This is a genomic window from Pseudomonas sp. Con_6, assembly GCF_059379395.1.
On record NZ_CM182011.1, the window covers coordinates 5,333,317 to 5,345,705 of the forward strand.

Annotated in this window: 14 protein-coding genes; 7 read left to right on the plus strand and 7 right to left on the minus strand. The window is 63.8% G+C overall.

Annotated features, from left to right (window positions below):
• The first annotated feature begins 102 nt into the window (after positions 1-102).
• From AC5QPF_RS23745 to AC5QPF_RS23760, 4 genes are all read left to right on the plus strand, one after another.
• Positions 103-1,176, plus strand: coding sequence for a DUF748 domain-containing protein (locus tag AC5QPF_RS23745; RefSeq protein ID WP_494960161.1), 1,074 nt, complete (start codon positions 103-105; stop codon positions 1,174-1,176).
• 138 nt (positions 1,177-1,314) lie between these two features.
• On the plus strand, positions 1,315-2,160 hold the full coding sequence (locus AC5QPF_RS23750; protein ID WP_494960162.1) for an AAA family ATPase: 846 nt from the start codon (positions 1,315-1,317) through the stop codon (positions 2,158-2,160).
• 19 nt (positions 2,161-2,179) lie between these two features.
• Entirely contained in the window at positions 2,180-3,358 is a 1,179-nt protein-coding gene (locus AC5QPF_RS23755) for a VWA domain-containing protein (RefSeq protein WP_494960163.1), read from the plus strand.
• Positions 3,359-3,610: 252 nt separating this feature from the next.
• Positions 3,611-4,561, plus strand: coding sequence for an IS110 family transposase (locus tag AC5QPF_RS23760; RefSeq protein ID WP_494960164.1), 951 nt, complete (start codon positions 3,611-3,613; stop codon positions 4,559-4,561).
• 155 nt (positions 4,562-4,716) lie between these two features.
• Here the strand turns inward: AC5QPF_RS23760 and AC5QPF_RS23765 are convergent, their stop codons facing one another.
• From AC5QPF_RS23765 to AC5QPF_RS23790, 6 genes are read right to left on the minus strand one after another with little or no spacing between them, the layout of a single operon-like run.
• Positions 4,717-5,637, minus strand: coding sequence for a 5-oxoprolinase/urea amidolyase family protein (locus AC5QPF_RS23765; protein WP_494960165.1), 921 nt, complete (start codon positions 5,635-5,637; stop codon positions 4,717-4,719).
• Positions 5,634-6,329, minus strand: coding sequence for a 5-oxoprolinase subunit PxpB (gene pxpB / locus AC5QPF_RS23770; protein ID WP_494960166.1), 696 nt, complete (start codon positions 6,327-6,329; stop codon positions 5,634-5,636). Before pxpB ends, AC5QPF_RS23765 begins: the two co-directional genes overlap by 4 nt.
• Positions 6,326-7,051, minus strand: a complete 726-nt coding sequence (locus AC5QPF_RS23775) for a 5-oxoprolinase subunit PxpA (protein WP_494964240.1) — start codon at positions 7,049-7,051, stop codon at positions 6,326-6,328. The genes pxpB and AC5QPF_RS23775 overlap by 4 nt, the downstream gene beginning before the upstream one ends.
• A gap of 47 nt (positions 7,052-7,098) precedes the next feature.
• Positions 7,099-7,620, minus strand: coding sequence for a DUF2937 family protein (locus AC5QPF_RS23780; RefSeq protein ID WP_494960167.1), 522 nt, complete (start codon positions 7,618-7,620; stop codon positions 7,099-7,101).
• Between the two features lie 10 nt (positions 7,621-7,630).
• On the minus strand, positions 7,631-8,407 hold the full coding sequence (locus AC5QPF_RS23785; protein ID WP_494960168.1) for a class II glutamine amidotransferase: 777 nt from the start codon (positions 8,405-8,407) through the stop codon (positions 7,631-7,633).
• 18 nt (positions 8,408-8,425) lie between these two features.
• Positions 8,426-8,908, minus strand: coding sequence for an MFS transporter (locus tag AC5QPF_RS23790; protein WP_494960169.1), 483 nt, complete (start codon positions 8,906-8,908; stop codon positions 8,426-8,428).
• Positions 8,909-8,990: 82 nt separating this feature from the next.
• On the opposite strand from AC5QPF_RS23790, the gene AC5QPF_RS23795 reads away from it, so the two are divergent.
• Together AC5QPF_RS23795 and AC5QPF_RS23800 are read left to right on the plus strand one after the other, a co-directional pair.
• A complete protein-coding gene (locus AC5QPF_RS23795) occupies positions 8,991-11,042 on the plus strand; it encodes a prolyl oligopeptidase family serine peptidase (RefSeq protein WP_494960170.1) in 2,052 nt (683 codons plus the stop codon).
• A gap of 85 nt (positions 11,043-11,127) precedes the next feature.
• The gene (locus AC5QPF_RS23800) at positions 11,128-11,601 is read left to right on the plus strand and encodes a cyclic nucleotide-binding domain-containing protein (protein ID WP_494960171.1); all 474 of its coding nucleotides are present in this window, start codon (positions 11,128-11,130) and stop codon (positions 11,599-11,601) included.
• Here AC5QPF_RS23800 and AC5QPF_RS23805 read toward each other — a convergent pair.
• Positions 11,598-11,870 (minus strand): hypothetical protein, encoded by a 273-nt coding sequence (locus AC5QPF_RS23805; RefSeq protein ID WP_494960172.1) that lies wholly within the window; start codon positions 11,868-11,870, stop codon positions 11,598-11,600. The genes AC5QPF_RS23800 and AC5QPF_RS23805 overlap by 4 nt on opposite strands.
• 121 nt (positions 11,871-11,991) lie before the next feature.
• Between AC5QPF_RS23805 and AC5QPF_RS23810 the strand changes: the two genes are divergently transcribed.
• Positions 11,992-12,369, plus strand: a complete 378-nt coding sequence (locus AC5QPF_RS23810; protein WP_494960173.1) for a YajD family HNH nuclease — start codon at positions 11,992-11,994, stop codon at positions 12,367-12,369.
• The last annotated feature ends 20 nt before the right edge of the window (positions 12,370-12,389 follow it).

Genomic DNA, 12,389 nt, shown 5'->3' on the forward strand with positions numbered 1-12,389 from the left:
CGAAAACCTCAAGGGTAAGCCTGCCTAGGGGGAGCGTCTACCCCGGTCGAACTCCCCGCACCTGACGGGGGTCAACCCTTCATCGCGCCCGGGAGATGCCCGATGAAACGTCGTTATCGCTGGCCGCTGGCGGGCCTTGCCAGCCTTGTCCTGATCCTTGTCGTCCTGCAGTTGTCGCTGCCGTGGCTGGTACGCAACTACCTGAACGACAAACTCGCCGACATGGGCGAGTATCGCGGCCAGATCGCCGATGTTGATCTTGCATGGTGGCGTGGAGCCTACAAGATCAATGGCCTGGAAATCGTCAAGACCAGCGGCAAGGTACCGGTGCCGTTGTTGAATGCGCCGCTGATCGACCTGTCGGTGAGCTGGCATTCGCTCTGGTACGACCATGCCGTGGTCGGCGAAGTTGAGTTCCTGCGGCCGGAGCTGAACTTCGTCGACGGCGGCAGCCAGCAGGCCTCGCAGACCGGTCGCGGCACCAACTGGCGGCAACAGTTGGAAAAACTGTTGCCCATCACCCTCAACGAAGTGCGGATCGTCGACGGCACCCTGACCTTCCGCAACTTCAACTCGAAACCGCCGGTGGACCTCAAGGCGACGAAACTCGATGCCAGCATCCGCAACCTGACCAACGTAGTCGACAAACAAGGCCGGCGCGACGCCAGCTTCGACGGCAAGGCCCTGCTCCTCGGTGATGCCCCGGTGGAAAGCCAGGCCACCTTCGACCCGCTGAGCAATTTCGAAGATTTCCAGTTCCGCCTGCGCGCCACCGATATCCAGCTACGCCGCCTCAACGATTTCGCCGGTGCCTATGGCAAGTTCGACTTCAAGGCCGGGCATGGCGACGTGGTTATCGAAGTCCAGGCCGAAAAGGGCCAGCTCAGCGGCTACATCAAACCGCTGCTGCGCGATGTCGAGGTGTTCGACTGGCAGCAGGACGTGGAAAACAAGGACAAGAACATTTTCCGCTCGGTATGGGAGGCCCTGGTCGGCGCCACCGAGACGGTGTTGAAGAACCAGCCGAAGAACCAGTTCGCCACCAAGGTCGAGCTCTCCGGCAGCGTGCACAAGAGCGATGTCAGCGCCTTCGAGGCAGTCATCCAGATCTTGCGCAACGGCTTTATCCAGGCTTTCAACGCACGCTACGAGCGTTCCCCACCCAAGTCTGACTGAGTCACCGAGTGACGGCCCATTCAGAGACTGAATGGGCCGTCTGCGTTCCCAGTCCTGTAGGACGCGCGCTATAGTCGCGCAAGACAATTTTCCACCAGGGCCATGTCCCCTGGCATTCGCAACAACGAGGATGGACAGATGAAGTTCGAAGGCACCAGCGCATACGTCGCCACAGACGACCTGAAACTGGCGGTCAACGCGGCGATCACCCTGGAGCGGCCATTGCTGGTCAAGGGCGAGCCGGGCACCGGCAAGACCATGCTCGCCGAGCAACTGGCCGCGTCCTTCGGTGCCAAGCTGATCACCTGGCACATCAAGTCCACCACCAAGGCCCACCAGGGTCTCTACGAATACGATGCGGTGAGCCGCCTGCGCGACTCGCAACTGGGCGTGGACAAGGTCCACGACGTGCGCAACTACCTGAAGAAAGGCAAGCTGTGGGAGGCCTTCGAGTCCGAAGAGCGGGTGATCCTGCTGATCGACGAGATCGACAAGGCCGACATCGAGTTCCCCAACGACCTGCTGCAGGAACTCGACAAGATGGAGTTCTACGTCTACGAGACCGACGAGACCATCAAGGCGAAACAGCGCCCGATCATCATCATCACCTCGAACAACGAGAAGGAACTGCCGGACGCCTTCCTGCGCCGTTGCTTCTTCCACTACATCGCCTTCCCCGACCGCGACACGCTGCAGAAGATCGTCGACGTGCACTACCCGAACATCAAGAAAGACCTGGTCAGCGAAGCGCTGGACGTGTTCTTCGACGTGCGCAAGGTGCCAGGCCTGAAGAAGAAGCCGTCGACCTCCGAACTGGTGGACTGGCTCAAGCTGCTGATGGCCGACAACATCGGCGAGGCGGTGCTGCGCGAGCGCGATCCGACCAAGGCCATCCCGCCGCTGGCCGGCGCCCTGGTGAAGAACGAACAGGACGTGCAGTTGCTCGAACGCCTGGCCTTCATGAGCCGCCGCGGCAACCGCTGAAGCCACGGGGGCGATCGCCATGCTGCTCAACCTGTTCAATGAAATGCGCGCGGCCAAGGTGCCGGTGTCGGTGCGCGAACTGCTCGACCTGCTCAATGCCCTGAAGCAACGGGTCACCTTTGCCGACATGGACGAGTTCTACTACCTGTCGCGGGCTATCCTGGTGAAGGACGAACGGCATTTCGACAAGTTCGACCGGGCCTTTTCCGCCTATTTCAAGGGTCTGGAAAACCTCGACCGGCACCTTGAGGCGCTGATTCCCGAGGACTGGCTGCGCAAGGAATTCGAGCGCCAGCTGACCGACGAGGAACGGGCGCAGATCCAGTCCCTCGGCGGCCTGGACAAGCTGATCGAGGAATTCAAGAAGCGTCTGGAAGAACAGAAGGAACGCCATGCCGGCGGCAACAAGTGGATCGGCACCGGTGGCACCAGCCCGTTCGGCTCCGGCGGCTTCAACCCGGAAGGCATCCGCGTCGGCGATGCCGGCAAGCGCCAGGGCAAGGCGGTCAAGGTGTGGGACCAGCGCGAGTACAAGAACCTCGACGACCAGGTCGAGCTGGGCACGCGCAACATCAAGCTGGCCCTGCGCCGGCTGCGCAAGTTCGCCCGCCAGGGCGCGGCGGACGAGCTGGATATCGACGGCACCATCGACCACACCGCCCGCGACGCCGGCCTGCTCAACATCCAGATGCGCCCGGAGCGGCGCAACAGCGTGAAGCTGTTGCTGCTGTTCGATATCGGCGGTTCGATGGATGCCCACGTGAAGATCTGCGAGGAGCTGTTCTCCGCCTGCAAGACCGAGTTCAAGCACCTGGAGTACTACTACTTCCACAACTTCGTCTATGAGTCGGTGTGGAAGAACAACCTGCGCCGCACCTCCGAGCGCACCTCGACCCTGGATCTGCTGCACAAGTACGGCGCTGACTACAAGGTGGTGTTCGTCGGTGATGCGGCCATGGCGCCCTACGAGATCACCCAGCCTGGTGGCAGTGTCGAGCACTGGAACGAGGAAGCCGGGTATGTGTGGATGCAGCGCTTCATGGAGAAATTCAAGAAGCTCATCTGGATCAACCCGTATCCGAAGGACACCTGGGGGTATACGGCGTCGACGAATATCGTCCGGGAGCTGGTCGAGGACCGGATGTATCCGCTGACCTTGCGGGGGCTGGAGGAAGGGATGAGGTTCCTCTCCAAATAAGAGGGTGTTCTTCAGGGCCTCATCGCTGGCAAGCCAGCTTGTGTCTTCAAGTCCTCTTAAACTCAAAGGGGTGAGAGCAGTGGATGGCAGACTGAATGCCAGCGGTGCCTAAAGCACGAGTGGGAGCCAAGTCGCCATCCACCTCTCACTCTGACCAGAAGCCCGAACAGTTGGATGAGCCACGAAACTCGAAATCACAAGCTAGGGATAGGTCAGAGTGCTCTCACTTCTTGAGTGTAAGAGGGCTTGGCAATGATTTCCTACTGTGTTGGTCTCGATGTTTCGAAAGCGACTGTAGACGTGGGCTTCTTTCCCGCGAATATCTCACAGTTTCGAGTCAGCAATGACCCTGCAGGCTTCGCTCAGTTGATCGCTTGTTTGAATGAGCTTGAGGTCGAGCGGGTATTGCTTGAGGCCACCGGCGGTTATGAAAGGGCTCTATTCAGGGCCTTGCGGCTGGGCGGGCTGAACGCAGTCCGCGTCAATCCCAAACGCGCTCGTGACTTTGCGAAATCCATGGGCAGGATTGCCAAGACCGACAAGATCGACGCTCAAATGCTGGCGAAGTTTGCCAGAGATTTCGAGGACGTGCCCCAGGTTGAGCCCAACAAGGACCGAGATGAGTTGGGGGAACTGATCAAGCTGCGAGGCAGCCTGGTCAAGAGTCGGGACAGCGACAAACGCCGGATCAAACAGACCACTTGCGCTACAGCCGTATCCACTTACACCGATCACATCGCTTACCTTAACGGCCAGATCAAGGCCTTGGACAAGGCGATTGAAAATGCCTCGAACGTGCTGGACAAGGAAAAAGCCAGGCGCTTGAGATCGGTTAAAGGGATCGGGGTCATCATGTGCGGCACGCTCATGGCGCTTCTGCCAGAACTCGGAACCGTGACGGGGCGCAAGATCGCGGCCTTGGCTGGATTGGCGCCCTACAACAACGACAGCGGCAAGAAGAACGGCCCCAGATCGATCGAGGGTGGGCGCTATGCAGTCCGCGGCGCGACCTATATGTCGACCTGGTCGATGGTCCGGCATGATCCGGAAGTCAAAGCTGAGTATCAGGCTTTGAGAGCGCGAGGAAAGCTTCCCAAGGTCGCTGTTGTGGCATGTATGCGCAAGCTCCTGGTGCGTCTCAATGCGATGTTGAGAGACGGTAAGGAGTGGAGAGAACAGGAAGCTCAGGCATCCGCGGCCTGATAAAAACCGAGGACCATTTTTTAAAGCGGGCTTCGCCAGCGACACCGCTACGCGGTATCGCTGGCGAAGCCGTGTCTGAAGGGATCATTTGAAAATAAATCCTCAAAGACAGTTGCTCCCACAGTGGGAGCTGGCTTGCCAGCGATGAGGCCGTGTCAGTCAACAAACCTTTTGAACCAGGCCTGCATTTCAGCCCAGGCAAAATCCTGCACCACCGCCCTGAACCTCACCTTCTCCCCCGGCAGACACTGCGCCAACCTGGCCAGCGACAAAGGCGTCAACGCCCCCAACCGCGGATACCCGCCAATGGTCTGCCGGTCATTGAGCAACACGATCGGCTGCCCATCAGGCGGCACCTGCACCGCGCCCAGTGGAATGCCTTCGGAGATCATCGGCTTGCCCTGGTAACGCAATGCCGGCCCGATCAGGCGAATGCCCATGCGATCCCCTCGACTGTCCAGCTCCCAGGCGCTATTGAACACATCGAACAGGCTCTGCCCACTGAACTCGCCCAACTGGGCGCCCATCACCAAATCCAGACAGGCCTCGCCCTCCAACCGTGGACGCAGTGCTTCAGGCACCACCCCGCGCCCCTGCGATCGACCGTCGAAACGCAACTCATCGCCCTTGCCCAGCGCCCGCCCTGCCCCATCCAGCCCGCCAAGCCCTTCGCGTACCACGGTGGCGCAACTGCCCAGCACCTGCGCCGCGGCAAACCCGCCCGGTGCCGCCAGATAGGCGCGAGCCCCCTGCAACGGCTGGCTGAACTGCAAACGCTGGCCCTTGTGCAGATCGAAGCTGTGCCACGGCTTCAGCGGCTCGTCATCGATCCGCGCATCCAGGTCGGCACCGGCCAGGGCAAGACGGCAATCGGCCTCAGCCACCACGGCAAAGCCACCCAGCGTGATCTCCGCCACCGCTGCATCTGCCGGGTTATCCAGCAACCAGTTGGCCCACCGCGCGGACACCCAATCCAGCGCTCCGCCTTGGGTCACGCCCAGATGGCGCACGCCGAAACGCCCGGCGTCCTGCAACTGACACAGCGGCGTGCTGGCCTCGACACGCAGGCCACTCATGGGCGTTCCTCCAGCGGCGTGTCGTCGCCACCCCGTTTCAGGAATTCGTTTCTTTCGATTGCTACGAAGCGCACCCGATCACCGGGCTGCAGCAGGCTGTAGCCGTCACGCTGGCGATCGAACAGTAGCGCCGGGGTGCGCCCGATCAGGTTCCAGCCGCCAGGAGACAAGGCCGGATAGGCGGCGGTCTGCCGCTCGGCAATCCCTACGCTGCCCGCCGCCACGCGCTTGCGCGGGGTTGCCAGGCGCGGCGCGGCCAAGGATTCCTCCACCAGGCCCATAAAGGCGAAACCCGGGGCGAAACCCAGGGCAAACACCTGGTACTCGCGGCCCGTGTGGCGCTTGATGATTTCCGCCTCGGACACCCCGCAACGCGCCGCCAGCACCGTAAGCTCCGGCCCGACACTGGCGTCGTACCACACCGGAATCTCCATCGAGCGCCCACCCTGCCCGCTGTCCGGTTGCAGGTCATGCAGCGCCTCGGCAATCAGCGCCCGCGCCTCGCCCGGCGCGCAATCGAATTGCACCATCAGCGTGGTGTAGGACGGCACCAGCTCGATCAGCCGTGTACCGAACACCGCCCGCAGGCGCTGGCCGGCGGCAAGCATCCAGGGCATGTTGGCTTCGTCGATCACATCGAACAGACGCACCATCAGCGCGTCGAGGGCGACCACTTCGATACGCGGCTTCATGGGTTGGACAAGGCGTCCAGCGCCTGACGGATCTGCCGCACCGCCGAAAGCGAACTGTCGTTGTCGCCATGCACGCAGAGGGTCTGCGCGCGCAACTGCACGGCGCTGCCATCGTTGGCGGTCAATGCCTCGCCACGGGCCAGGCGCAGGGCCTGTTCGACGATCAGCGCCGGATCGTGATACACCGCCCCCGGCAGGCGCCGCGACACCAGGCGCCCGGCAGCGTCATAGGCACGGTCGGCGAAGGCTTCGAACCACAGGGTCACCCCCAGTTCGTCACCCAGGGCCCGGGCCGCCCTGTCGTCGGCGGTGGCCATGAGCATCAGCGGCAATTGCGGGTCGTAGGCGGCCACGGCTTGCAGCACGGCGCGCAGCTTGCCGTGGTCGGCCATCATGTCGTTGTACAGCGCGCCATGGGGTTTGACGTAGGCGACCCGGCCGCCCTGGACCCGGCAGATGCCGTCCAGCGCACCGATCTGGTAGTGCAGCAGGTCGCGGATTTCCTCGTTGCTGCAGGCCATGGAGCGGCGGCCGAAGCCGACCAGGTCGGGATAGGCCGGATGGGCGCCGATCATCACCTGGCGGGCCACGGCGAGGGCCACGGTGTGCCGCATGATCCCGGGATCGCCGGCATGGAAGCCGCAGGCGATGTTGGCGCAATCGATGAAGGGCATGACCTCGGCATCCAGACCCAGGGTCCAGTTACCGAAGCTTTCGCCCATGTCGCAGTTGAGTAGCAGACGGCTCACGGGATGGACTCCGGAAAGGGTTAGCGCCAGCTAGGCTGCACGGCCTTGCGCCGGCCGCCCATGATCACCCAGCCGACCAGCAGCAACAGGCTCTCCACCAGCAGGGCGAACAGCAGCGCGCAGCCCAGGCCCCAGGTCGCGGCTTCCGGTGTCAGGAGAATCTGGTAGCTGTAGCCCTTGAGGGTTTCCTCGCGGATCGCCGGGTCCGGTCGAGTCAGTACATGCCAGGTACGACCGGCCCAGCCGGTCTGCAGCGACTGCCACTCGCCCTCCAGCAGGCGATTGCGGATGACCAGGCTGTCGATGCTGTTGGCATCGCTGAGGAACACCGGATCGTCACTGGCGCGGTAATGCCGCACCAGGGCGTCGAGGTCGCCATTGAAGAAGCGTTGCGCGGTCTGCTGGAAGCCCTTCAGGCCCTCCCGCGACTCCAGCAGGTGCGCCTGCACCCGCTGGCTGTAGTCATTGACCAGGCCGGGGACCTGGATGCCCAGCAGCAGGCCGCATGTGAACAGGATCAACCGCAGGTAGCTTCTGAGCATAAGCCCGTCCTTAGCTGGTCTGGCCCGAGGCGATACACTCGCCCTTGCGCCACAGCCCCCACTGGCCGGGCTCGTAGCGGTTCCAGGTTTCGTTTTCGGTTAGCGCTTCGGTGGTGATGACCGTGACCACGTCGTTGGGCGTGGTTTCGGCGTGGAAATCGACGATCATGTCCACGTCCTTGAGCCGCGCCGGGCCGAACGGCGCGCGCCGGGTGATATGCACCAGCTTGGTGGAGCAGAAGCAGAACAGCCAGTCGCCATCGCTGAGCAGGCCGTTGAACACGCCTTTGCCGCGGTACTCCGCGCAGGCCTGTTGCAGCACCGGCAACAGTTGCTCGACTTCCACCGGCTCCGGGAAGGCTTCGCGGATGCGGTTGAGCAGGTCGCAGAAGGCCGCTTCGCTGTCGGTGTCGCCCACCGGCCGGTAGAAGGTCTTCAGGCCGTCGAAGTCGGCGAGCTGGCCGTTGTGCGCGAAGCACCAGTTGCGCCCCCACAGCTCACGCACGAAGGGGTGGGTGTTGGACAGGCAAACCTTGCCGACGTTGGCCTGGCGGATATGGCCGATGACCACTTCACTCTTGATCGGATAACGCTGCACCAGGTTGGCGACTTCCGACTCGCAGCTCGCCGCCGGGTCCTGGAACACCCGCAGGCCGCGGCCTTCGTAGAAGCCGATGCCCCAGCCATCGCGGTGCGGGCCGGTGCGGCCGCCGCGCTGCATCAGGCCGGTGAAGCTGAAGACGATGTCGGTGGGGACGTTGGCGCTCATGCCCAGCAGTTCACACATGTTCGGGTCGCTCCAGGGTCAGAGACGCGGTTCGAGACGCTCGCGCGGGCCGCCACGGGGAGGCTCGGGCGGCTCGTTGCGATAACGGTCGCGGTTGTCCACCGGATCGGCCATGACTTCCTCGGCCTCGCGCTTGGCGGCGGCCTCGGCACGCTCCCGACGGGCCCGGGCACGGGCCTCAAGCGGCATGCGGATGGCGACGAAGATCAGGTACAGGGCGAAGGCGATCATGCCGTACATCGCCAGGTCCGAGGCGGCACGCCAGACGTTGTTGCCGACCTTGAAGGCCAGGTCCAGGGCGGTGATGGCAATGGCCGGGGCGAAGATGTCCTTGGCCGGGTCGACAATGGTCGGGGTCAGCAGCAGCACCGCCGCCAGCAGGCGCAACGGCTCACGCAGCCAGCGCCACATCCAGCCGGTGAGGCGAAAGCCCACCCACAGGCAACCCAGGGCAGCCAGGGCATACAGGCCCCAGGCGAACAGATAGTCGTTTTCGGTCATGGCGTCCGTGGAAGGTAGGCAAACAGGCGCTTATGATAACGATTTTTCCGCGCGCAGGCGCCCCCCAGCCAAGGAACCGCACATGCCCTCCACCGCCAACGCCCCTTCCGCCCCGATCGCCCGCCGCGCGGACGGCGCCGATCCCTATGCCTGGCTGCAGGAACGCGACGCACCGGAAGTGATGGCTTACCTGGAGGCGGAGAACGCCTTCCAGGAAGCGCAACTGGCCGACCAGGCCAGCTTGCGCGAGCTGCTGTTCGAGGAAATCAAGGGCCGCATCCTCGAAACCGACCTGTCGCTGCCTTCGCCCTGGGGCCCGTACCTTTACTACACGCGCACTACCGCCGGAGACGAATACGCCCGGCACTACCGTTGCCCACGCCCGGCAGACGATTCCAACACCGTGGACGAAAGCCGAGAGGAACTGCTGCTCGATCCCAACGCCCTGGCCGCCGGCGGCTTCCTCAGCCTCGGTGCTTTCAACATCAGCCCGGATCACCAACGCCTGGCCTACAGCCTGGATACCAGTGGCGACGAGATCTACACCCTGTACGTCAAGGAACTGTCCGACGGTTCGATCAGCGAACTGCCGTTCGACGACTGCGACGGCAGCATGACCTGGGCCAACGACAGCCAGACCCTGTTCTTCACCGAGCTGGACGAGACCCACCGGCCGTTCCGCCTGTTCCGCCATCGCCTCGGCGACACCGACGCGCAGACGGTGTTCGAAGAAGAGGACGGCCGCTTCTTCCTGCACTGCTACCGCACCAGTTCCGAGCGCCAACTGGTACTGACCCTCAACAGCAAGACCACCAGTGAATCCTGGGTCCTCGATGCCGATACCCCGGAACAACCCTTCCAGTGCGTGGCCACGCGGGTCGAGGACCACGAGTACGACCTCGACCACGGCAAGCTCGACGGTGAATGGCGCTGGTTCGTGCGCAGCAACCAGGATGGCATCAATTTCGCCCTGTTCCATGCTCCCGGCGACCGCGTGCCGACCCGCGAGCAGTGGCAGGTGCTGGTGGCGCACAGCGACGACGTCATGCTCGATGGCCTGACTCTCAACGCCGAAGCCCTGACCCTGAGCCTGCGCGAAGGCGGCCTGCCGGTGATCGAGGTGCGTCCGACGGGCCTGCCGGCCTACCGCGTGCAACTGCCGGACGCGGCCTACAGCCTGTATGTGCAGGACAGCCTGGAGTTCGTCAGCCCGCGTATCCGCTTGCGCTACCAGGCGTTGAACCGCCCGGCCCAGGTGCGCCAGTTGAACCTGGCTGACGGCGCACAGCAGGTGCTCAAGCAAACGCCGGTGCTCGGCGCGTTCGATGCCGACGACTACGTCAGCCAGCGCCTGTGGGCCGTCGCAACCGACGGCACGCGCATCCCCATCAGCCTGGTGCAGCGCCGCGCCGATGTCGGCCGTCCGGTACCGCTGTACCTCTACGGCTACGGCGCCTACGGCGAAAGCCTCGACCCTTGGTTCTCCCACGCGCGCCTGAGCCTGCTCGATCGCGGCGTGGCCTTCGCCATCGCCCACGTGCGCGGCGGCGGAGAACTGGGCGAGGCCTGGTACCGCGCCGGCAAGCAGGAACACAAGGCCAACACCTTCAACGACTTCATCGCCTGCGCCGAGCACCTGATCACCACCGGCGTGACCAGCGCCGAACGCCTGGCGATCAGCGGCGGCAGCGCCGGCGGCCTGCTGATCGGTGCGGTGCTCAACCAGCGTCCGGAGCTGTTCAAGGTGGCCATCGCCGAAGTGCCGTTCGTCGACACCCTCAACACCATGCTCGATCCCGACCTGCCGCTGACCGTCACCGAATACGACGAATGGGGCAATCCGCAGGAGCCGGAGGTGTATGAGCGGATCAAGGCCTACGCCCCCTACGAGAACGTCAGCGCCCAGGCCTACCCGGCGATGCTGGTGATCGCCGGTTACAACGACAGCCGCGTGCAGTACTGGGAAGCGGCCAAGTGGGTCGCCAAGTTGCGCGTCACCAGGACCGACAGCAACCCACTACTGCTCAAGACCGAGCTGGGCGCAGGTCACGGCGGCATGAGCGGTCGCTACCAGGGCCTGCGCGACGTCGCGCTGGAATACGCCTTCGTCCTGAATCAGCTGGCTGTGGTGTAAATCGCATTTTTCGTTGTCTGAGCTTGCACCGCGGCGCCCGTCGCGGTGCGATCTCTTCCAGACCGACAACAAAAGACCGAACGCGATGCCTGACGCCTCCCTCCTCAAAAACGAAATCCGCGACCTGCTCATGGACAGCGGTCTGTTCGACCAGCTGCAGCCCGTCGATTTCGCCGCGGCCGCCGGCTATTTCGCCCTCAGCGCCATGGGCGCCGGCCAGGAAATCTTTCACGAAGGCGATGCGGGCACCTTCATGTGCCTGATCGTTGCCGGCCAGGTGTCGGTGCGCAAGACCGATGCGGAGGGCCGCGAGGTCGAGATCGCCGTGCTGCGCAAGGGCCGCGCCTTTGGCGAGATGGCGGTGCTCGACGGCGAGCGGCGCTCGGCGTCCTGTGTCGCTGCCAGCGATTGCCAGTTGCTCAGCCTGGGCAAGGATGCGCTGGAGAAGATGCTCAACGATGCCCCGAAGATCGCGGCCAAGGTGATTCGCGCGCTGGCGGTGGCATTGTCGAAACGCCTGCGCATGGTGGATGGGCAATTGCTGGCGCAGCAGGTCTAGTCGTTCTTCGCCTTGTCAGGATCGGGTGTCAGCCCTGGCAGCGGTTGATCCCGAGGCGGTGATGGCAACGGCATCGGCGGCAGCAATGGCCCGCCCGGCTTGCCGTCGTTGGCTCGCGGCGCCTGTGGTGGCGTTACTTGCGGATAGGGCGTCGGGGTCGGCGTACCCGGTGCACCAGGCACGGGAGCGATGACCCGCGGTTGCAGGTCTTCGGCCTGGACGCTGGTGAAACTGGCCAGGCACAACAGCAGAATGCTCGTCAGACGCATGTAAGGCTCCTGTTCGAGGTCATGTCCTACAGCCTACTCCGCCGTGTGACGGATTGCCTGCCCAGCGCGCCGCCGTGGCGTTAAACTGACACCAAACCGTGAAGCACCTGAAGGCATGACAATGACCCAATCTTCCTCCGCCGCCGCCACCGCGCGGCTCGACCGCATCCTCGCCGACGCCAAGCGCGACGACGAACGGGGCTATCGCCAGAAAGCCCTGCGCATGTACCCCCACGTCTGCGGCCGCTGTGCCCGCGAGTTCTCCGGCAAGCGCCTGAGCGAACTGACCGTGCACCACCGCGACCACAACCACGACAACAACCCCCAGGACGGCTCCAACTGGGAACTGCTGTGCCTGTACTGCCACGACAACGAGCACGCCCGCTACACCGACCAGCAGTACTTCAGCGAAGGCTCGCTGAGCACGCCGTCGATCGCCAAGGCGACGCACAACCCGTTCGCCGCCCTGGCCGGAATGCTCGGCAAGAAGGACGACTGAGTTCGCTCGTCCGTATCCGG